This is a genomic window from Staphylococcus hsinchuensis (assembly GCF_038789205.1).
Taxonomy (GTDB): Bacteria; Bacillota; Bacilli; order Staphylococcales; family Staphylococcaceae; genus Staphylococcus; species Staphylococcus hsinchuensis.
In genome coordinates this window covers 1,291,574-1,311,429 of record NZ_CP128355.1, presented here as the reverse complement: position 1 = coordinate 1,311,429, position 19,856 = coordinate 1,291,574, and the positions used below count along the sequence as shown (strand labels likewise).

The following is a 19,856-nucleotide window of genomic DNA, read 5'->3' as shown; positions in this document are numbered from 1 at the left end:
TATTATAAGGTTATTTTTCAACATATACAATATCAATGCAACAATCTGTCTGATTTGTTGCATTTCCCCTATCTTTTATAATAAATTAGAATGAATAAAGGATAATATCGCTGTTTAAAGGAGAAGCTTAATGACGAAATTACAAAACAGGGATTATTTTTTTGATAGTGCAAGAGCTGTACTCATTATGTTAGTCGTCTTTGGACATTTATTGCAACCTTATAAAGATGAAAACATATATCTATCAGTATTATATTTAACAATTTATAGTTTCCATATGCCAGCTTTCTTATTTATTTCTGGTTATTTTGCTAAAAATGCTGGCAAAGAAGGTTATTTAGAGAAAGTATCAAAAAAATTACTAGCCCCTTACTTTATATTTTTTGTATTTTTCTCTATATATTATTACCTAACAGGTAAAGAAGATAAAGTTCAATTGGATCCATTTGATCCTGTCTTTGCGTTATGGTTTTTACTCACCTTGTTTTTCTTTCATATTATATTGGTAATTGTAAAAAACTATAAACCCTATTATGTACTTCCCATAGCCATTATTATTTCATTATTAGCTGGATATTCTCAGGACATCAACAATTACTTAAGTTTTTCACGTACAATCATGTTCTTTCCAGTATTTTATATTGGCTTTCTATTTGATCAACGTTACACGAGCATCTTTAAAGATAAAAGATTAGTAATCATTGCTATAGAGGTACTAATTCTGTTCTATCTTATTTACCTCAATCACCCAATCAACCCAGATTGGTTACTTGGAGATTCTCCATATATGTCATTAGAAGGTAAGCATGATTTATACAGTCCGTTCAAACGTTTATTACTCTACTTCATCATATTTACATCAATGTTTGCATTTTTCGTTTTAATACCAACAGGAAAGTTATTCTTTACTTATATTGGTAGAAGAACAATGCAAGTTTACTTATTACATGGTTTAATCATAGGTGTTTTACGTGGTTTTAAAATATATCCGTTTAAAGAACATATTAGCATATTAACTATAATTTACCTGATTACCGTTACAGCGCTCATTGTATTTGTACTATCTTCTCGGTTCGTAGCAAAATGGACGAACCCAATTATTCATTTGAAATCCCCTGCAAAATTTAAGGAATAATGTAAAATTTACCGAATTGTTTTTATTTTCTTATGTTATGATGGAAATAAAATAATTCGGTATTTTTCTGAGGTGAAAAGATGAAACTTTCATTAAACAATAATTCAAAACATTTAAAAGCACCAAGTATACGTCAATTTTCAAGTCGTATAAAAAATATAGATGACTGTATTAATTTAACTATTGGTCAACCTGACTTTCCAATGCCAGACACTGTAAAAGATGCATACATACAAGCGATAACAGAGGATCAAACACGATATTCTCACAATAAAGGATTATTAGAAACTCGAGATGCAGTAAGTCAGTATTTCGAACATAAATATGGGTTTAAGTATACAAATGAAGAAATTATCATTACGAATGGTGCCAGTGAAGCATTAGATACTGCACTCCGAAGCATCATTGAAGAAGGTGATGAAATATTAATACCAGGCCCGGTATACGCAGGTTATATACCATTAGTTAAGACTTTAGGTGGTACCCCAGTTTATATAGATACTACTACCACGAATTATAAAGTTACACCAGAAGCCATCCAATCACACGTAACACCTAAAACTAAGGCCATCTTACTAAATTACCCAACGAATCCAACAGGTGTCACGTTAAGCTATGAAGAAGTTCATGCCATCACTGAAGTACTTAAAGAGAAAGAAATATTCATTATTAGTGATGAGATTTATGCTGAAAATACATTTTCAAATCAACATACTTCATTTGCCGAGTTTCATGAAATTCGTGACCAGTTATTGCTCATCGGAGGTTTAAGTAAGTCACATTCTGCTACTGGTATTCGTATAGGATTTTTAATTGGACCTGAGTATTTAATTGAAAAATTAACATTTATGCATGCTTATAATTGTATTTGTGCGAATGTTCCTGCACAAATTGCTTGTATTGCTGCTTTAACTCAAGGTCTTGAAGCTCTTCAACACATGAACGAAGCTTATATAGAACGACGTGATTATTTAATTGAACAACTAACATCAATGGGCTTTGAATTAAATGCACAACCAGAAGGTGCATTTTATATTTTCCCTAATATTGAAAAATTTACTTCAGATGATTATGCATTTTGTGTAGATGTATTAGAAAAAGCACATGTAGCGATTGTACCTGGTTCAGCATTTACCGATGTTGGCAAAGGCCATGTTCGAATTTCGTATGCATATGATTTAGCCTCATTAAAAGAAGGAATGCGTAGATTAAGTCAATATTTAAAACTGCATTATAGTTAATACATGTAACAATATCACCAAAACATAAATACCTAGCAATAAGCCCACCAAAGGTTCTTCAAACTTTGATGGGCTTAATTTATATATCGATATTTAGTTTTGAATTTGTTCGTTACCTAAGGGGCTAGGTTGAGTCTCGGTCTCAACACATATACTCCTCCTTACGGTGTCTCGCAAACAATACTCTATTTTTATAAGTTATTACTACAAAAAATATTACATACCACTTTATTTATATCTTATTCCTGATTATATATATTTTTCTTAGCGAAGGTTTTTAAAATTTCATAATAAGCAAGCGAATCTTCTTTATCCATTCCAAATTCATCAACGACATCGTCTGTAATTTGGCTAAAGTGTTCCTTTAATTCGGCACCTTGCTCAGTGAGTTTAATCATCACACGACGCTCATCCTCTTCTGCTCGAATGCGTTGAATGAGCTTCTTCTTTTCTAAGCGTTTCATAATTGGACTAATTGTTCCTGAATCTAAATAGAGTTCTTTGCATAGTGTATTAATATAAATAGGTTTGTCTTTTTCAATATATAATAAAACAATGAAATTAGGAAAACTAATACCATATGCTTTTAGTTTGTTATTATATTGACTGATTACCTCTTTACTCGTTATATAAAACAAATAACTCATTTCTTGCTTCATTTGATTATATGATTGTGCTGTCATATTTCTCCCTCAATCCTTTTATAATAATGTCATTATACATTTTAAATAGTTTCAAATACAATAATAAGTACTAAAAAAATTGTAAAAAGATTAGTTATTTAATTTTATTGAGTCGAACTCACGCTCTATTAAAACAGAGCTATAATTGTTAGGATATTTTTAATCTGAAAATATAACGTATTCAACTTAATTTTAACGCATAATAGAAAAAATTCAACTGATTAAAGTGTTTTTAGCATTAATCTAATTTATATTCATTTAGCATTTTAGATAATTTGCACAAAAAATAAAAAGCTGGGTTATACTTTCCTAGCAAAAAGCCCATCAAAGATCTTCAATCTTTGACGGGCTTTACTTATATATATATCTATAATGAGTATTAAATTTGCTCGCTTACTTAGGATGCTAGGTCGAGCCTTGCTCTTGACACGATTACGGTGTTATACAAATAACCATTACCAACTAGTGGGACGACAAAACCTCTCACAGAAATTTCGATTTCTGTCCCAATCCCTACTTTAACTCTATATTTTATTAAGGGAATTTAGGGAATTGGTCGAAGTCTGGTTGGCGTTTTTCCTTAAATGCGTCTCTACCTTCTTTAGCCTCATCAGTTGTGTAATAAAGTAAAGTAGCGTCGCCTGCCATTTGTTGTAAACCAGCTAAACCATCTGTATCGGCATTCATTGCTGCCTTCAAGAATCTTAAAGCTGTTGGTGAATGAACCATCATTTCTTTACACCATTGAACTGTTTCATCTTCAATTTGGTCTAAAGGCACAACTGTATTTACTAAGCCCATATCTAATGCTTCTTGAGCATTATATTGACGGCATAAATACCAAATTTCACGAGCTTTTTTATGACCTACGATTCTAGCTAAATATCCTGAACCATATCCAGCGTCAAATGAACCTACTTTTGGACCTGTTTGTCCGAAGATCGCATTATCAGCAGCAATTGTTAAGTCACATACTACGTTTAATACGTTTCCGCCACCAATTGCATAACCACGTACCATGGCAACAACTGGTTTTGGTATCACTCGAATTAATCTTTGTAAATCTAATACATTTAAGCGTGGGATTTCATCGTCACCTACATAACCACCGTGTCCACGTTTCTTTTGATCTCCTCCAGAACAAAATGCTTTGTCCCCTTCACCAGTTAAGATAATAACAGAAACACGTTGATCATCACGCGCTCTTGAAAATGCATCTATCATTTCTTGAACTGTTTTTGGAGTGAATGCATTGCGTACTTCTGGACGATTAATCGTCACTTTCGCAATACCTTCAAAAAATTCATATTTGATTTCATCATATTCTTTAAGTGTTTCCCATTGTCTAGTCATTTTGCTCCTCCTTTTGAATAAAACCTAATACTATTTTATCAAATTCTACTTCATCTTCCACGTGAACTGTATGTCCACTATTTAAAACTTCATGAATTTGTACTGTATTAAGTTCTTTTTCCATTTTACTGGCAATATCGATAAATTTTTTATCTAATTCACCTACAATTAAGCATGTTGGAAGTGTAAGTTGGCTTAGTTTTGGCCATAAATTTGGCATTTGTCCGGTACCATAACCTCTTAAAGCTTTAGCAAGTCGTTGCGGTTGTTGGCGCATACGCATATCACGAATGCGTTTCCTCGTTTCTTGTGGTAATTCATATTGTGTATAAAATAAAGGTAACTTCTCCCAATCATTTACAAATATTTCTAACCCTGCGATATCAAGTACTTTCGCTCGTGCATTATCGACTTGCATTCTTTCTTCTCTATCATCTGCTTGAGCAATACCCGGCGATGTACTCTCTAAAATGAGTCCTTTTAACTTATCTGAATATGTGAGGGCGTAATTCAAGGCGACGCGTCCTCCCATGGAATAACCATGTAAAAAGAGTTGATAACTTTCAAATTGTTGTAACGTGTCGTCTAGCTGTTGATTAATGAAATCAAAGCTCCAATCATATTCAAAGTTAGAATTATCCTCACCATGGCCCGGTAAATCAATCGTCACAATATTCATTTGATTTGATAACACGTCAACATGATAATCAAAAGCATGTTGATCGCTAATAAAACCATGTAACATGATTAACAACGTATTTGATTCTTGTTTCGACTCATAAAAATTATAATGTAACATTAATGATATCACTCAACTTTTTGTATAATTTTTGATGTTGCGCATGATTCTCTTCTCTTGAAGTTACGACTTCATAGATATGGGCACCAAAACTTGAAAGCTGTGTTTGTTGAAATGCCGAAATTGATTCGAACCGTTCAAATGTAAAGCCATATAATAACGCTGTATGTTCAAAGTTCAAACCAATTGGTGTTCCAAATAAGCGCTCGAAATAGCTTTCCGCTTCTTGCTTTTGAGGTAGATAGGAGAATATACCTCCTCCATCATTATTTAGTAATACGATATTCAATTGGATATCATGTAGTTTTGACATTAATAAGCCATTCATATCATGATAAAACGCTAAGTCACCAATGAGTAGCGTAGTTGGTTTGTGGACTGCCATACCTAAAGCAGTGGAGGTTACCCCATCTATACCATTCGCGCCACGATTTGCATATACTTTAGCCTGGCAGTCAATCAATAAATTATCAACGTCTCTGATCGGCATACTATTACTTACAAATAATGTATCCGTGTCAGAGAGTTTCTCTAAAAGTGCACGCACATAGGCCGATTCATCTGTAGCATATTTAACGTATTCTTGGATTTCAAGCTTGGCATGATGCTCTAATGATTGCCATTTTTTTAACCATTGTGTACGTTCAGCAGGCTGAACTTCAGTTGCCTGTCTGAAAAAGTCATTTGCAGACATTTCAAAGGATCTGTGCGGTGCAATTGGAAATGCATCTGGCAAATCAGTATTTTGTACTAAAATTTGATAGGCAGGCGTTACTTTCAACCATTGGTTTACCTTTTTAGAAATCACTGGCTTACCAACTCGAATGACATAATCTAATTCGACTTCCATCCCGGCTCTAAACAATAGATCATACGTCGTTATTACATTGGGATGAGATGCTTGTCTTAACTGACTTAATGGATCTGCTAACACAGGGATATCATGCACTGTAGAAAATGTAAGAATTTGGTCAACATCTTGATGTTGCATATCACCAACGATAATCAATCCTTTTTGTTGTTGGATAATCGATGCAATATCATCGATGTTTGTCATTTTTTGATAATGAGGTAGTTTTATTTCATCACTTGTTAACCATTCTACTTTTTCAGTATCAGGAGTTAAAGGCTCTCTAAATGGTAGATTAAAATGAATGGGTCCACGATGAGGTCCAGTAAGAAATTGACTTGCTTTTTGCATTTGAAAATCAATAGTATTAACCATATGGTTATTATTTTCATCCGTATCAACGATTGGGAAGTCAAACTGATATTGTACAAAGTTAGCATACATTTGGTTTTGATTAATAGCTTGAGGTGCGCCAATACCTCTTAATTCATGTGGTCGATCACTCGTTAATACGACTAAAGGTAAATGACTTAACTGACTTTCTGCTATCGCAGGTGTGTAGTTAGCTGCAGCAGTTCCAGATGTACATAAAATAGCGACAGGACGTTCATTCCCTTTCATTAGCCCTAACGCAAAAAATGCTGCACTTCTTTCATCTGGATGAATCCAAGATTTTAAATTTGGATGTGCTTCTATTGCAATCGCTAACGGGGTTGAACGTGAACCTGGACTAATCACTACTTCACGTACCCCATAGGCATAGAGGTGTGATACGAATGTAAAGACTTGTTTAGTTAAAGCTTCTTTATGGTTGGTCATAATTATCGACTCCTAATGCTCTCATCATTGGGATAAATTTCATTGCTGTTTCATTCACTTCGCTATCTGCATCTGAATCACTTACGATACCGCAACCTGCAAATAATGTTGTTCTATTTTTCTTTATCAACATTGATCTTATAGCAACGATAAATTCGCAACTATTGTACATATCTATATAACCTACAGGCGCGCCATAAAGCCCGCGTGTACCAAATTCAAGTTGCTCTATATATTCGACGGCTTCATCTTTAGGATAACCACCTAATGCAGGTGTCGGATGTAAACGATCAAGTAGCCCAATATATGATTTCTTACTTAAGTTACCGTGTATCATTGTATATAAATGATACAAATGATCATTAGCCAAGATTTGAGGACGCTTGTTAAATGACACTTCTTCTACATAAGGCTCAATGTCATTTAAAATACTTTCCACTACAAAACGATGTTCGTTTAAGTTTTTCTCATCTTGTAAAAACTGTTCAATGTTTGCATTATCCAGTTGTTCTTGATGTGTGCGTTTAATCGTACCTGCAACTGCTTTTGTTGATAATACATCCTCATTAACTTCCATCAATTGTTCTGGTGTTTGTGAGAAAAAGACACTATTCTGTGATTCTAAAACAAATAAATAACTATTATGCTCCGCTTGAAGTGCTTGTCTTAAAATAGTAGGAATACTTATATCTTTATCAAACTGAACAATTCTTCTTCTCGCTAATACAATTTTCTTCTTATCATCTAACGTTTCTATGGTTTCTTTAACTAAATCACGCCATTCATCTTTATAGATGTCTTCAATCCGCTTAACATTTCCCATTTCTTGATCAAGCGTTATATCTGTTTGTGATAATTGTCTAATGACATGCTTAAATGATTCAATATCGAATTCGCTCGTTTCAACCGTATAAGTTATAAATGTACAACCATCTTCAATCGTCACTAATACTTCAGGTAACACAAAATGATTTATTCCAAATTCTCGCCATTCATCACCTGATTTATGAGCAGTAAATTGAAAACCACCACAAATTTTAAGGTGATGTTTATCTGATTCTGGATGAATGAGCTCAATATCGTTTCTATATTTTTCCCACTCACGAAAAATAGATTGTTTATTCTCAAAATCATTTTTGAACCTTTTTATTGCATTATAGCCAAAGAATGCAGTTTCGTTGTCATTTTTTTTGAAATAAAAACGGTCGCCCTTATTATCTTCTGTAATATGAAACAGTAACGTTGGGTCTAACTCGAAATTTAATTTCGCTTCTACAGAAACCCAGTTGCGTTTACTTTCATATACCGCTTCGACAATTTCACTTTCCTTGACATCAAAAGTCATCTATTTCACTTCTTTCATTTAACTGATTACGCTCGTTATCCTATTGTATCATTTTTCGATATTGATGTGATAAATATAGCCTATTTCATTATATAATTTTGAAGTGATTTGACCACGTTTTAAACTTCATTTAAAATAAATATGATTATATTATTAAAAAAGGATAAGAGGTAAATAACATATGTCATCTCAATATCAACAATACTCTACAGTCAAGAAATATTGGCAACTCATGAGACCTCACACATTAACTGCTGCAATTGTTCCTGTACTTGTAGGTACTGCAACAGCAAAGATTTTTTTACTTGGTAGTGAAGACCATTTGAAATTAAGTTTATTTGTAGCGATGTTACTCGCATGTTTATTAATACAAGCAGCTACAAATATGTTCAATGAATATTACGATTATAAGAAAGGGTTAGATGACCATACCTCTGTAGGCATAGGTGGCGCCATTGTACGTAATGGGATGAGCCCTAACCTAGTTATGAACCTTGCAATTGCTTTTTATGTGATTGCTGCCCTATTGGGTATCTTCATTGCAAGCCAAAGTTCTTTTTGGTTACTTCCAATCGGGTTACTTTGTATGGCAGTCGGCTATTTATATACAGGAGGTCCTTTCCCAATATCTTGGACACCTTTAGGAGAACTATTCTCAGGCATATTTATGGGAATGTTCATCATACTTATCGCATTCTTTATTCAGACAGGTAATATTCAAAGCTTAGCCGTATGGATTAGCTTACCCATCGTCATTACGATTGGCCTGATTAATATGGCGAATAATATACGTGACCGCGTAAAAGATAAGAAGAGTGGCCGTAAAACATTGCCAATATTATTAGGTAAAAAATTAAGTCTTCTATTCTTAGGATTCATGTACCTAGTGGCTTATTTATTAGTCATTTATATCGCATTCTTTAAAGATGGAGGCTCAATATTTTTCTTACTCGCATTATTATCATTCCCATTCCCGATTAAAGCATTTAACCGGTTTAAGAAGAATGATACCCCTTCATTAATGATGCCAGCTATGGCCGCTACAGGTAAAACCAATACATTCTTTGGTTTTTTATATGCACTAGGTATTTATATTAGTGCCTTACTCGGTAATATTTAATTTATTCTAAAAAAATCACCCCTTCAAAGTACATGTTCATTGACTTTGAAGGGGCTTTATTTATGCTTGGAAAATCATATGATAGTGTGGCAAACCATATAAATCAAACTCGGATTGACTTTCAAATCCTAATTTACGATAAATATGAAGTGCGCCTTTATTATTTACATCACAGTTTAAACTAAACTTTTCACCTTTTTTATGATCCATTATAAAATCCATTAATTGAGTAGCTACACCTTGTCCTCTATACTCAGGAAACGTAACTACTGTTTCAATATAATATTCATCATTGTTAGCCTCACGTTGTGGCATGGGCGTACCAAATTGACGGATATCTTGATCCAAATCTAAATCTAACCATGCTTGTTCTAATGCTTCTTCTTGATCTCCTGAATATGCAATAAGACAACCTGCAATTTTATTGTCAATTTCCTTCACCCAAATGTGACTGTAGTGTTCACGATATTTTACATCGACAATACCTTTTTCTATAGCCTTTAGCAAACGTGACTTTTCAATGTGCTTAACGACATCAACTTCTAACTCGTGCCATATGATATAACAAAGTTCAGCAAGTTGATGACTGTCCTCTGGTCTTGCTTTTCTTATCATAATTTGCACCTCTTTTATATATTTATTATTAATTATAATTCAACTTTTCATAAAATGCTAAAACCACGGTGCATTTTTTGAAATGATAAATTCAGTTAATTGTATTATTTCGCCCTTTCACTTATCATAAAAATAAGTTAGCAAGTTACATGAAAGGATTTTCATTACAATGAAAGTAAGTAAAGTCATTTATGTCGTATTAGCCTTTACACTCGGGTGGATGGGCATTCATAAATTTTATTCTAACCAACTGAAACAAGGCATGTTACATTTAATTTTCTTTTGGACAGGTATTCCTCTCGTTGTTTCAATCATAAGCGGTTTCCTCACATTGTTCTTGCACAAAGCAGATGACGAAGGTTATATCATACTTGAGAAGTAGATTTCGCAATATACTACAAATAATTTAAATAAATACCCTTAATTTGATAAAATTCGGGTAATAATTAGAAAAGTATATTCTATATACGCAACGCTTTAAGGAGGTACAATCATGAAAGAAATTATTCAACGCGTGTTCAGAGCGCTTCTAGTTGGTTATATTGTTAAGGCAATTAGAAATTTAATCAGCAGAGCAACCAATAAATAAAAATATGAAATTGTTTAATCGGGTATAATTATGGTCGATATCAATTTTGAAAAATACTCTATATTATAGAAGGCCAATCAGTATAACTTCACTGATTGGCCTTAGTCTTTTTAATTTTCTTGTTCTTTTTTAAACTGTTTTATTTTCTCTCCGATTTCGTCTCTTACACGTTGAAATTCAGCCCATGGTTGTCCGGCAGGATCATCGAATCCCCAATGCATTTTATTTACATTTGATGGTAAAATTGGGCAGTTCGAATCTGCATCGCTACACAAAGTAATAACATAATCTGCTTTGTTTAATATTTGTTGATCGATTAAATCCGATGTGTGGTCAGATATATCTATGTTGACTTCTTTCATAGCTTGTATTGCATTTGGGTTAACTCCATGTGTTTCAATGCCAGCAGAATACACTTCCCAGTTATCTCCTAATAGTTGTTTCCCCCAACCTTCTGCCATCTGACTTCGACAAGAGTTTCCGGTACAAATAAAGTAAATGATTTTATTATCCAATTGATATGCTCCTTTTTAAAAAATAATAAGTGTTAAATATAATCCCAATAAAGTGATAAAAAGGACCGGAATAGTAATAACAATCCCGGTTTTAAAATATGTGCCCCAAGAAATTTTCATACCTTTTTGTGATAACACATGTAACCAAAGTAAGGTTGCTAAAGAACCTATAGGCGTAATCTTTGGACCGAGATCTGAACCAATGACATTAGCATATATCATGCCTTCTTTTACTATATTTGAAGTGTGCGTGTGTCCAATCGCAATTGCGTCTATCAATACTGTTGGCATATTATTCATTATTGAAGATAAAAATGCTGAAATAAAGCCCATACCCATGACACTACTAAATAATCCATAATGTGAAATATTTGTGAGTACATCTCCGAGCACCGTCGTAATGCCTACATTTTTCAAACCAAAGACGACGAGATACATTCCAATTGAGAAAATCACGATATTCCATGGAGCACCTTTGATGACTTGTTTCGTATGAACTGCATTTGATTTCCTAGCCAAAACGATAAATATTATTGCTATAATACCCGCTATAAATGAAACAGGAATATGAATAAATTCGCTCATGATATAGCCAACAAATAATGCACCTATAACTAACCATGACACATTGAAGAGCTTTTGATCTTTGATTGCTTGTTGTGGAGTTTTAAGATTTGTTGTGTTTACTTTAGCTGGGATTGATTTTCTAAAATATATCCACAACACTACGACACTTGCTATAAATGAAAATAAGTTCGGTATAATCATGCGTGCCAAATATTCAATAAATTCAATGTTAAAATAATCGGCAGAAACTATATTCACTAAATTACTGACTACTAATGGTAACGAAGTCGTATCCGCTATAAATCCACTTGCAATGACAAACGGAAATATGGTCTTTTGGTCAAAACCTAAATGACGAACCATCGCTAATACGATAGGTGTTAGTATTAAAGCTGCACCATCGTTCGCAAAGAAAGCAGCAACGAATGCACCCAATATCATAATATAGATAAACATCTTCAATCCATTTCCTTTAGATGCTGCTACCATATGTAGTGCTGCCCATTCAAAGAATCCTATTTCATCTAATATGAGTGATATGAGAATGACTGCAACAAATGTTAAAGTCGCATTCCATACAATACCTGTAACTTCTATTACATCACTGAAACTAACAATACCAGTAATGATTGCTAATATTGCACCAATTACTGCTGTGATTCCTATATCTAGTCCTTTAGGTTGCCAAATCACAAAGGTTATTGTTAATACAAATATTGCAATCGCTATGCCTGTCATCATGATTGACATTCACCTTTCTCTATTTGATTACAAATACATAAATGATTAGATGTATTGATTAAATCTAAGTTATATTTTACTTCGTTTAACTTCTCGCGATTGAGTTTGTATAATCGCTTATTCCCTTCCTTTCTGGAAGAGACTATTCCGCTATCTACTAACGATTTCATATGATGACTCAAAGTCGGTTGTGAAAATTGAAAATGCTCCAGTAAATCACAAGCGCAAAGTTCTCCACATGAAAGAATATCTATTATTTCCAAACGTTTAGCATCTGCTAAAACCTTTAAAATAAGAGCTATCTCTTGATAAGACATTTAAACGCCTCCTAATTTTTATCACTATATAGATTACCATCTATATATAATATTGTCTATGTAGTTTCGGGTACTCGGTTAAATAATGATTTTTCACAACAACATAATAAATTTCATCGTTAAAATTTATATATATGGGTTTTATTTTTCATGTCTTTATGTATATACTTGAGAAAATGTTATATACAATGATTTTAAATTTTATTTTTCAATTTTGAATATTTTTACTAATAAATAATGATATTCTTATGTTTTAGAATTCAACAATCATTCCATTTTTGCTCGACTGAATTTAGAATCATATTCATTAATTAACTATATGTATTAATCCACACACTTATTTACATTTTTTTAAATTTAATACTAGAGGTGACTGCTATGAGAAAAATCGTACTATCATTTTTTGTAATCGCTATCATTTTAACTGTCGGTTATGGCGTTTTCTATTTTACCCATAGTGAAAAAATCAAGTTTGTCGCTGTTGGTGATAACCTAATCCACCCCGTCGTTTATAATGATGCAAAAACGAACAACAACTTTAACTTTGATAAAATGTATCACCCTATCAAATCATACATAAAAAATAAAGACATTGCTTATATTAATCAAGAATCACCAATGGGAGGAGATGATCGACCCTTCCATGGATTTAAACAGTTTAATACCCCGAGTGCAATTGCTGGATCACTCGTAGATACAGGATTTAATTTAATTAATGGTTCTAATAACCATGCATTAGATCAGGGACTCTCTGGCGTCAATGCACGAATAAAAACTTGGGAGAAATATAAAGATAAAGTTTTGTTTACTGGTACGTTTAATTCACAAGAAGACCGTGACAAAACACACGTATTGAACATCAAGGGTATAAAGGTATCTATGTTAAGTTACACCTTTGGTACGAACGGATTGAAACCAGAAAAGCCGTACTTAGTTAACTATTTAAATAAGCACACAATGAAAAGGGATATTAAACGAGCTAAAAAGCATAGCGACATGGTCATTGTTTCTACACATTGGGGTAATGAAGGTAAACATTTTCCAAATAAAACACAACAAGATTATGCTAAATTTTTAGCTCAACAAAATGTAGATGCTGTGATAGGCACACATCCACATGTCATTCAACCAGTCAAATGGATTCAAGGTAACGGTAAACATAAAACTTTAGTTGCTTACTCTTTAGGCAACTTTTTAAACGGGCAACAAACAGGAACGGAAAGTAATCACCTTGGTGGAAGTGTACAATTCGATATCACTAAGCAAGCAGGTAAAATTAAAATTGATCATGTAAAATGGCGATCAATTGTCAATCACTATGAAATGCCGAACCCATATGATGTTAATAGTAAGAGAAACTTCAAATTATACATGTTAGACGACTATACGAACGAACTTGCAAGAAAGCATGGCGTACAATTCAACAGAGGTGCTCAAATGTCGAAACCTCGCTTAGTAACACTCACGAAAGATATTATAGATGATCAGTTTTTAGATGATTCAAGCTATTAATTGTCTGGTGGCTTTGTTTACATTTTACAACCAAACCCATATACTTATAGTATTGAATACTTTTTAAATTCGTTAATATCAATTTGTTTTCCTAGTTAATGATGAATATTTTATTATGGAGGGATTTTAATGAAAGTTTCGTGGATATTGTTTTGGATTGTTTGTGTACTAGAAATTGCGACATTTGCAATAATTTCGCTATTTTTATGGTTCCGTGAAGTAGATGCAACGGGCGCAACGCAAACTTTTGAGTTAAAATTAATCAACATTGCAGTCATTGCAGCATTCTTCATCATTCCGTTTATCATTCAAATTGTTTGGGCCATTGTTAATATTATGGTTTCAAAAAAGCACGCTCACGCCCAAATATAATCAAATAAGCCCTTGGCAGTCATATTGCCAAGGGCTTTAGTAATTTAGAAAGAGAGTTCTTTCCTGTTGATTATTATAGAATTGGACTTAAATATTCACAATATATCGCGCAAATTATTAAAAATTAAGCGTTAAATATTAATAAAACAACAACTGCAACAATTTGTGCAATCACTGTCGTAACAATACGTCGTGAATATAAATAACTAAATGAAAGGATAACTTGTGCAATAAAAACAAATAATACAATCCATAAATTACCTAAGTAGTAAAATAAAGATGCTGAGCAAATAGCAGTAATTAAAACTGCTATCCAACCAGGTATTTTTAACTTTAATAGTTCCTTTTGTAACACTGTTCTCATATAGAGCTCATGACACGGCACTACTAAGAATAAAGTTACAAACATTTGCCATTTGAAAGCAACGCCTGTTTTCGTTAATAATTTAACGAGTTCAGCATACTTTAACTCTGGTGCAATTGCAGACATAACCAATTGAACAATAATCAGTACTAGTCCTGCTAACAAACCAATACCGATCGAATTCAATAAGCGTTTAGATTCTAAATCTCGCTGATAAAATACATAGCTAATGCCAGCAAACAGCATTATTCCTGTATATAAATTCCAATAAACTTGATGTTCTCCTCTCATAATAAAGAGAATCACATGAAAAACAATAAAACTTACTATAAACCAAATTAATGCTTTTGATATTTTATTCATTAAATTTATCCTTCTTGTTCAACAATTGTGTATCGTTTATGATTGATCACTGTTTTTTCTGGCAAATCTAGTTGATTGAAATTCTCCATAATTGTTAAGTCTACAATTACTGAATTATCATTTATTTTTTCTACACGACCTTTTAAACCGTCATAAAATTCTACAATATTTCCAACTTCTGCAATAGTCATGCTTTATCCTCCCTAGAATTGCTTACTAGAAAACATTATACAAAAAATCTCACAACAAATAAACAAAAAACTATTAATTCTTATTGTTTTAATGGTAATTAAAAGTTTCATATTATGGAAGTATATGATTGGTAATTTTATAAAAAATGTAGGATAACTAGTAGTGAAAGTATTTTAGACGGCAAGGAGTGTTTTCATGAAATTTATTAGTAATAAAGATATCACTGACCCATCATTAAATTTAGCGATGGAAGAATACGTTTTAAAAAACATGCCTAATGATGATAGTTATTTTTTATTTTATGTTAATCGCCCTTCTATTATTGTAGGGAAAAATCAAAATACACATGAAGAAGTAAATAAAAGTTACGTCGAATCACACGGTATTGATGTTATACGCCGCATTTCAGGTGGAGGCGCTGTTTATCACGACACGGGAAACTTGAACTTTAGCTTTATTACTGACGATGATGGTAATAGTTTCCATAACTTCCGAAAGTTTACAGAACCGATTGTACAAGCGTTGAATAGTCTCGGCGTTGACGCAGAGATGAGTGGGAGAAATGACATTCAAGTTGGCAACGCTAAAATTTCAGGAAATGCAATGGTGAAAGTAAAAGAACGTATGTTTAGCCATGGCACATTGATGTTAAGTAGTGATTTAAACGAAGTACAAAACGCTTTAAAAGTGAACCCAGCAAAAATTAAATCAAAAGGAATTAAATCAGTTCGAAGTCGCGTTGCAAACATTGAAGAGTTTTTAAAACAACCACTTAATATTGATACATTTAAAGATATCATTTTAAAAACGATATTCGGTAATGAACAACCTGTTGAAGAATATATACTTTCAGATGAAGATTGGGAAAATATCGAGCAACTCAGCAATGAAAAATATCGAACTTGGGAATGGAATTACGGTAGAAATCCTAAATACAACTTCGAACGTGAAGAAAAATTCGATAAAGGATTTGTGCAAGTAAAATTTGATGTAAAAAAAGGACGTATTGAACACGCTAAAATATTTGGGGATTTCTTTGGTGAAGGTGATGTGACAGAATTGGAAAATGCCTTAATTGGTTCATTACATGAATTTAATCATATAGAAGAAGCGCTTTCTCACTTCGATTTACATCATTATTTTGGTGCAATCGATCGATATGAGCTCATTCGTTTAATGGCTTAATAAAAATAAAAGGTCTATACAGTCAATTAACTCAGTTAACTTCTGTATTAACCTTAAATGTTATCATTCGTATATAAATTATCCAACGAGAAATGCCTCCAACTTTTTATACTCGTTTGTATAACGGTTAAAGTCTTCCTCGTTCTTTCTTTCAAGCGCACGATCGATTAACGATTCCAGTTCATCTTTTCGAACATTTCTTAATGATTCATCAATAATTAACTCAATCCCTAAATCATTAATTGTCGAAACAAATGATTCTACTGTATGATATTTAATATTCGTATTGTGTTTCATACTCAGCACAACCTCTCTATTAATATTTACGAATAGTATACAGGCTTTTAATTTTAAAATCAATGAATTTTCTGACTTTTTCGAAAAAAGATATGAAGAACTTACTTTTACCAAAAATGATTAATCTCAATAATTGCATACTCAAAAATCAAATACTAGTAACCAATAAAATATTTTTATTATAAAAGTTGATTTTTATCATAGCTGCGTATATTATTTAGTTAGCGTCACAATACAAAGGAGGCAACAACAATGAATCAACAATACATTATTAAAAAAGGAGACATGGTGCTCCAGCCATGTAATTTAACCATTGGCCCTTACGCAGGAACATGTATTTACAGGTATCAAGAAGATAATTACACCGTAAAAGACCGTACACATAAAATAATAGAGAGGTCTTGCCGATTTTATGGTAGCAGTTATGTCTTTAAGAAAGAAGATACGATTCGAATTACAGGCATTAATAGTAAGCCCCCTATTTTATTCACTCCACTTTTTCCTACTTATTTTTTCCCTACACACTCTGACAGAAAAGAAGAAAACACTTGGATTAACATTCATTACGTAAGTCATATTAAGCCTATGAAAGAGAAAAAATGTAAAGTGATTTTCGTCGACAAACAATCTATCACAGTAAATATTTCAGCTCACAGTATGCAACATCAATATTTAAATGGCATTTACTATTATTATATGATGGATCGTGCAGCAAAAGTTGCAACTTTTGATCCCGAATCCCCTATTGATTATTCTAAATCTCAGATAAATATCTACGAAGCTTTAGCAAAATACTCATTGTTTGAACAAAAGTAATTGTAGCACTATTACTTAATAGTAAAATCATATATGTGGAGTATTTTGTTAATACAGTGTAAATATTCCACATATTTTTTAACATTAACCCTTGAAAAAATTACTGCAATTGATATAATTATATTTGTGCTTGATAAGAGATACATATTAATCCACAGTAGCTCAGTGGTAGAGCTATCGGCTGTTAACCGATCGGTCGTAGGTTCGAGTCCTACCTGTGGAGCCATATGGAAACGTACTCAAGTTGGCTGAAGAGGCGCCCCTGCTAAGGGTGTAGGTCGCGAGAGCGGCGCGAGGGTTCGAATCCCTCCGTTTCCGTTAATAATAGATACTTAAAGGATAGAACTTCATTGTTCTATCCTTTTTTGTTAAAAAATTGTAAGTAGTTTTAATTTATTATTGAAATGACAAAAAAGCTAAGACAAATACGTCTTAGCTTTTTTATTATATTAATTTGTCAGCATTTGCTATTAAGTTAAAACATTAAATGTTTGTTTGCACTCTATACGATAGTCTTTATCTTTTAGATTATTAGCAATTAATTCTACCATTGTGGTTTCCCCTTTATCGTGTATGATTGCATCTTCTAACAATTGTCGATAATTACGGAAACAGTAGTCTGTCATCGTTACGCGATAAACATAATCTAAATTGATGTTATTTAACGTAACACGTTCGAAAGGTTCGGCATTCATATCAATCGTATAATCGACCCCTTGCCAGAACGTGCATAACGTCTCATCAATAATTGTAGAACTCAATGCTTTATTATGAAAGGTAATATGCGCATAGCTATATTCCAATAGCATTTTAATATGTTTGCCCTTGATGGTTAAATCCATTGGCACATCTGGGGGTGGATAGGCTTCATATAATTCTTTATTAGTTACACTTTCAGACAATCCCTTCTCCCCATTGGTAGGAAGATGTACACATGAAATATCATAATTATATGCTCTATGAATACTATCATGCAATAATTGCGTGAAAGGATGCGGTTGTGTTATCACATCATCTAAACCTTCTATCTTCGTAGACTGAATGTGATCTGTTAACGTCTCATCGCCCCAGTGTTCCACAGCTTTACGATCATAATACGTTAAGTTTAACAACGTTGCGTCTTCTTCATAATTATTTAAATCAATAATGTCTGAATCAACGTGTTCCAATTCATAAGAATTTGTACGCTTTTTAAAATTTATTTTTACGTGAATAAGTTGTTCAGCATTTTGTCCTGCTTGCACATATAACGTTTGATCATCTCTTCCCATAAATGTTTGATGTTGGTGCCCAGTTATGAGCAAATCGATAACACCTAAGGACTGCATAATTTTTTCCGCTTCATTTACATTTTGTTCTCTTTCATCAGTTGATTTATTCAATTGATTTAAGCCACCATGATAAATGACAATGAGAAAGTCAGGTGCTTCAGTTTCATGGATATATCTAATCCAACGTTTTGAAGAGAGTAATGTTTTTTCAATGATGACGTCTTCTTCCATTTCAAAATGTTCACGTTCCATCAAGCCATCAGAAGTTAGACCAACAACTGCAATTTTGACGCCCTCTTTTTCTGTAACTATGTATGGTGTAGAGAAATATGGTTCACGCGTTTGTTGGTATTCAATATTCGCTGATAACCATGGAAATCTTGCTAGGGATACTGACTTTGAGAAAAATGATAAGCCAAATTTAAACTCATTAGGACTTATGCCACTCGCGTCATAATGCATAGCATTCATCAATTTGATCATTGGATGACGTTTATAAGGCGCCACGATGGCATAATAAAATGCCGCCAATGAACCTGCTAAACTACCCCCACTATCTAATAAGATAAGATTTTCATTTTGTTCTCGAACTTGATTGACATATGTACCTGCTCTATAAATATTTGATCCGTTATCACCGTTTAGAAAGTAACTGTGCATATCTGACGTTGCAATGATATCAATATCAATAGTCTCGCTTTTTGTCATATTTACCCTCTCCTCATCACCCACATTTTAACATGTTTTTTTAATATTTTGATACTATGAAAAAATTTAAGTAAGTCCATCTTTGAT

At 32.9% G+C, this 19,856-nt stretch carries 22 protein-coding genes and 2 tRNA genes; 11 read left to right on the top strand and 13 right to left on the bottom strand.

What is annotated here, in order from left to right:
• Positions 1 to 130: 130 nt before the first annotated feature.
• Together QQM35_RS06610 and QQM35_RS06605 are read left to right on the top strand one after the other, a co-directional pair.
• A complete protein-coding gene (locus QQM35_RS06610) occupies positions 131 to 1,135 on the top strand; it encodes an acyltransferase family protein (protein WP_251519521.1) in 1,005 nt (334 codons plus the stop codon).
• Between the two features lie 80 nt (positions 1,136 to 1,215).
• Entirely contained in the window at positions 1,216 to 2,376 is a 1,161-nt protein-coding gene (locus tag QQM35_RS06605) for an aminotransferase class I/II-fold pyridoxal phosphate-dependent enzyme (protein ID WP_342610285.1), read from the top strand.
• A 239-nt stretch (positions 2,377 to 2,615) separates the two neighbouring features.
• Here the strand turns inward: QQM35_RS06605 and QQM35_RS06600 are convergent, their stop codons facing one another.
• The 5 genes from QQM35_RS06600 to QQM35_RS06580 form a co-directional block, all read right to left on the bottom strand.
• Positions 2,616 to 3,059 carry a MarR family winged helix-turn-helix transcriptional regulator gene (locus QQM35_RS06600; protein WP_342610284.1) on the bottom strand — a complete coding sequence of 148 codons (444 nt, stop codon included), beginning with the start codon at positions 3,057 to 3,059 and terminating at the stop codon, positions 2,616 to 2,618.
• 534 nt (positions 3,060 to 3,593) lie between these two features.
• Positions 3,594 to 4,412, bottom strand: coding sequence for a 1,4-dihydroxy-2-naphthoyl-CoA synthase (gene menB, locus QQM35_RS06595; RefSeq protein WP_251519486.1), 819 nt, complete (start codon positions 4,410 to 4,412; stop codon positions 3,594 to 3,596).
• On the bottom strand, positions 4,405 to 5,211 hold the full coding sequence (menH, locus tag QQM35_RS06590; protein WP_251519484.1) for a 2-succinyl-6-hydroxy-2,4-cyclohexadiene-1-carboxylate synthase: 807 nt from the start codon (positions 5,209 to 5,211) through the stop codon (positions 4,405 to 4,407). The genes menB and menH overlap by 8 nt, the downstream gene beginning before the upstream one ends.
• Complete coding sequence (gene menD, locus QQM35_RS06585; protein ID WP_251519482.1) at positions 5,198 to 6,880, bottom strand: 2-succinyl-5-enolpyruvyl-6-hydroxy-3-cyclohexene-1-carboxylic-acid synthase; 1,683 nt, start codon at positions 6,878 to 6,880, stop codon at positions 5,198 to 5,200. The genes menH and menD overlap by 14 nt, the downstream gene beginning before the upstream one ends.
• Positions 6,867 to 8,225: an isochorismate synthase gene (locus QQM35_RS06580; protein ID WP_251519480.1), complete on the bottom strand. Its 1,359-nt coding sequence runs from the start codon at positions 8,223 to 8,225 to the stop codon at positions 6,867 to 6,869. The genes menD and QQM35_RS06580 overlap by 14 nt, the downstream gene beginning before the upstream one ends.
• A 181-nt stretch (positions 8,226 to 8,406) precedes the next feature.
• On the opposite strand from QQM35_RS06580, the gene QQM35_RS06575 reads away from it, so the two are divergent.
• The gene (locus QQM35_RS06575; RefSeq protein ID WP_251519477.1) at positions 8,407 to 9,345 is read left to right on the top strand and encodes a 1,4-dihydroxy-2-naphthoate polyprenyltransferase; all 939 of its coding nucleotides are present in this window, start codon (positions 8,407 to 8,409) and stop codon (positions 9,343 to 9,345) included.
• A 60-nt stretch (positions 9,346 to 9,405) separates the two neighbouring features.
• Here QQM35_RS06575 and QQM35_RS06570 read toward each other — a convergent pair whose 3' ends face one another.
• The gene (locus QQM35_RS06570; RefSeq protein ID WP_251519469.1) at positions 9,406 to 9,960 is read right to left on the bottom strand and encodes a GNAT family N-acetyltransferase; all 555 of its coding nucleotides are present in this window, start codon (positions 9,958 to 9,960) and stop codon (positions 9,406 to 9,408) included.
• 169 nt (positions 9,961 to 10,129) lie between these two features.
• On the opposite strand from QQM35_RS06570, the gene QQM35_RS06565 reads away from it, so the two are divergent.
• A complete protein-coding gene (locus QQM35_RS06565) occupies positions 10,130 to 10,342 on the top strand; it encodes a TM2 domain-containing protein (protein ID WP_251519467.1) in 213 nt (70 codons plus the stop codon).
• A 111-nt stretch (positions 10,343 to 10,453) separates the two neighbouring features.
• Positions 10,454 to 10,549, top strand: coding sequence for an SAR1012 family small protein (locus QQM35_RS06560; protein ID WP_251519465.1), 96 nt, complete (start codon positions 10,454 to 10,456; stop codon positions 10,547 to 10,549).
• 110 nt (positions 10,550 to 10,659) lie between these two features.
• Here QQM35_RS06560 and arsC read toward each other — a convergent pair whose 3' ends face one another.
• The 3 genes from arsC to QQM35_RS06545 are packed head-to-tail and all read right to left on the bottom strand — an operon-like array spanning position 10,660 to position 12,689.
• Positions 10,660 to 11,064 (bottom strand): arsenate reductase (thioredoxin), encoded by a 405-nt coding sequence (gene arsC, locus QQM35_RS06555; RefSeq protein WP_251519463.1) that lies wholly within the window; start codon positions 11,062 to 11,064, stop codon positions 10,660 to 10,662.
• A 15-nt stretch (positions 11,065 to 11,079) separates the two neighbouring features.
• Entirely contained in the window at positions 11,080 to 12,369 is a 1,290-nt protein-coding gene (gene arsB, locus QQM35_RS06550) for an arsenite efflux transporter membrane subunit ArsB (protein ID WP_251519537.1), read from the bottom strand.
• On the bottom strand, positions 12,369 to 12,689 hold the full coding sequence (locus QQM35_RS06545) for an ArsR/SmtB family transcription factor (protein WP_251519461.1): 321 nt from the start codon (positions 12,687 to 12,689) through the stop codon (positions 12,369 to 12,371). Before QQM35_RS06545 ends, arsB begins: the two co-directional genes overlap by 1 nt.
• A gap of 378 nt (positions 12,690 to 13,067) precedes the next feature.
• Here QQM35_RS06545 and QQM35_RS06540 point away from each other — a divergent pair, with 378 nt between their 5' ends.
• On the top strand, positions 13,068 to 14,201 hold the full coding sequence (locus QQM35_RS06540; RefSeq protein ID WP_251519459.1) for a CapA family protein: 1,134 nt from the start codon (positions 13,068 to 13,070) through the stop codon (positions 14,199 to 14,201).
• A 129-nt stretch (positions 14,202 to 14,330) separates the two neighbouring features.
• Positions 14,331 to 14,573: a DUF3923 family protein gene (locus tag QQM35_RS06535; RefSeq protein ID WP_251519457.1), complete on the top strand. Its 243-nt coding sequence runs from the start codon at positions 14,331 to 14,333 to the stop codon at positions 14,571 to 14,573.
• 124 nt (positions 14,574 to 14,697) lie between these two features.
• Here QQM35_RS06535 and QQM35_RS06530 read toward each other — a convergent pair whose 3' ends face one another.
• Both QQM35_RS06530 and QQM35_RS06525 read right to left on the bottom strand, forming a co-directional pair.
• A complete protein-coding gene (locus QQM35_RS06530) occupies positions 14,698 to 15,300 on the bottom strand; it encodes a CPBP family glutamic-type intramembrane protease (RefSeq protein ID WP_251519455.1) in 603 nt (200 codons plus the stop codon).
• A gap of 5 nt (positions 15,301 to 15,305) precedes the next feature.
• Positions 15,306 to 15,491 carry a YkvS family protein gene (locus tag QQM35_RS06525; RefSeq protein WP_251519453.1) on the bottom strand — a complete coding sequence of 62 codons (186 nt, stop codon included), beginning with the start codon at positions 15,489 to 15,491 and terminating at the stop codon, positions 15,306 to 15,308.
• A gap of 196 nt (positions 15,492 to 15,687) precedes the next feature.
• Here QQM35_RS06525 and QQM35_RS06520 point away from each other — a divergent pair, with 196 nt between their 5' ends.
• Positions 15,688 to 16,677: a lipoate--protein ligase gene (locus QQM35_RS06520; protein WP_251519451.1), complete on the top strand. Its 990-nt coding sequence runs from the start codon at positions 15,688 to 15,690 to the stop codon at positions 16,675 to 16,677.
• 78 nt (positions 16,678 to 16,755) lie between these two features.
• On the opposite strand, the gene QQM35_RS06515 is transcribed toward QQM35_RS06520, so the two are convergent.
• Positions 16,756 to 16,974, bottom strand: coding sequence for an IDEAL domain-containing protein (locus QQM35_RS06515; protein ID WP_251519449.1), 219 nt, complete (start codon positions 16,972 to 16,974; stop codon positions 16,756 to 16,758).
• Positions 16,975 to 17,226: 252 nt separating this feature from the next.
• Between QQM35_RS06515 and QQM35_RS06510 the strand changes: the two genes are divergently transcribed.
• From QQM35_RS06510 to QQM35_RS06500, 3 genes are all read left to right on the top strand, one after another.
• Positions 17,227 to 17,790, top strand: a complete 564-nt coding sequence (locus QQM35_RS06510) for a competence protein ComK (protein ID WP_251519447.1) — start codon at positions 17,227 to 17,229, stop codon at positions 17,788 to 17,790.
• Between the two features lie 151 nt (positions 17,791 to 17,941).
• Positions 17,942 to 18,016 (top strand) — tRNA-Asn (locus QQM35_RS06505).
• A gap of 3 nt (positions 18,017 to 18,019) precedes the next feature.
• A tRNA-Ser gene (locus tag QQM35_RS06500) sits at positions 18,020 to 18,108 on the top strand.
• Between the two features lie 152 nt (positions 18,109 to 18,260).
• Here the strand turns inward: QQM35_RS06500 and QQM35_RS06495 are convergent.
• Positions 18,261 to 19,769 carry a bifunctional UDP-sugar hydrolase/5'-nucleotidase gene (locus tag QQM35_RS06495; RefSeq protein WP_342610283.1) on the bottom strand — a complete coding sequence of 503 codons (1,509 nt, stop codon included), beginning with the start codon at positions 19,767 to 19,769 and terminating at the stop codon, positions 18,261 to 18,263.
• Between the last annotated feature and the right edge of the window lie 87 nt (positions 19,770 to 19,856).

Coding starts and splice junctions, on each gene's coding strand:
- QQM35_RS06610 (WP_251519521.1), top strand. CDS start 131: ATGACGAAATTACAAAACAGGGATTATTTTTTTGATAGTGCAAGAGCT.
- QQM35_RS06605 (WP_342610285.1), top strand. CDS start 1,216: ATGAAACTTTCATTAAACAATAATTCAAAACATTTAAAAGCACCAAGT.
- QQM35_RS06600 (WP_342610284.1), bottom strand. CDS start 3,059: ATGACAGCACAATCATATAATCAAATGAAGCAAGAAATGAGTTATTTG.
- menB (WP_251519486.1), bottom strand. CDS start 4,412: ATGACTAGACAATGGGAAACACTTAAAGAATATGATGAAATCAAATAT.
- menH (WP_251519484.1), bottom strand. CDS start 5,211: ATGTTACATTATAATTTTTATGAGTCGAAACAAGAATCAAATACGTTG.
- menD (WP_251519482.1), bottom strand. CDS start 6,880: ATGACCAACCATAAAGAAGCTTTAACTAAACAAGTCTTTACATTCGTA.
- QQM35_RS06580 (WP_251519480.1), bottom strand. CDS start 8,225: ATGACTTTTGATGTCAAGGAAAGTGAAATTGTCGAAGCGGTATATGAA.
- QQM35_RS06575 (WP_251519477.1), top strand. CDS start 8,407: ATGTCATCTCAATATCAACAATACTCTACAGTCAAGAAATATTGGCAA.
- QQM35_RS06570 (WP_251519469.1), bottom strand. CDS start 9,960: ATGATAAGAAAAGCAAGACCAGAGGACAGTCATCAACTTGCTGAACTT.
- QQM35_RS06565 (WP_251519467.1), top strand. CDS start 10,130: ATGAAAGTAAGTAAAGTCATTTATGTCGTATTAGCCTTTACACTCGGG.
- QQM35_RS06560 (WP_251519465.1), top strand. CDS start 10,454: ATGAAAGAAATTATTCAACGCGTGTTCAGAGCGCTTCTAGTTGGTTAT.
- arsB (WP_251519537.1), bottom strand. CDS start 12,369: ATGACAGGCATAGCGATTGCAATATTTGTATTAACAATAACCTTTGTG.
- QQM35_RS06545 (WP_251519461.1), bottom strand. CDS start 12,689: ATGTCTTATCAAGAGATAGCTCTTATTTTAAAGGTTTTAGCAGATGCT.
- QQM35_RS06540 (WP_251519459.1), top strand. CDS start 13,068: ATGAGAAAAATCGTACTATCATTTTTTGTAATCGCTATCATTTTAACT.
- QQM35_RS06535 (WP_251519457.1), top strand. CDS start 14,331: ATGAAAGTTTCGTGGATATTGTTTTGGATTGTTTGTGTACTAGAAATT.
- QQM35_RS06530 (WP_251519455.1), bottom strand. CDS start 15,300: ATGAATAAAATATCAAAAGCATTAATTTGGTTTATAGTAAGTTTTATT.
- QQM35_RS06525 (WP_251519453.1), bottom strand. CDS start 15,491: ATGACTATTGCAGAAGTTGGAAATATTGTAGAATTTTATGACGGTTTA.
- QQM35_RS06520 (WP_251519451.1), top strand. CDS start 15,688: ATGAAATTTATTAGTAATAAAGATATCACTGACCCATCATTAAATTTA.
- QQM35_RS06515 (WP_251519449.1), bottom strand. CDS start 16,974: ATGAAACACAATACGAATATTAAATATCATACAGTAGAATCATTTGTT.
- QQM35_RS06510 (WP_251519447.1), top strand. CDS start 17,227: ATGAATCAACAATACATTATTAAAAAAGGAGACATGGTGCTCCAGCCA.
- QQM35_RS06495 (WP_342610283.1), bottom strand. CDS start 19,769: ATGACAAAAAGCGAGACTATTGATATTGATATCATTGCAACGTCAGAT.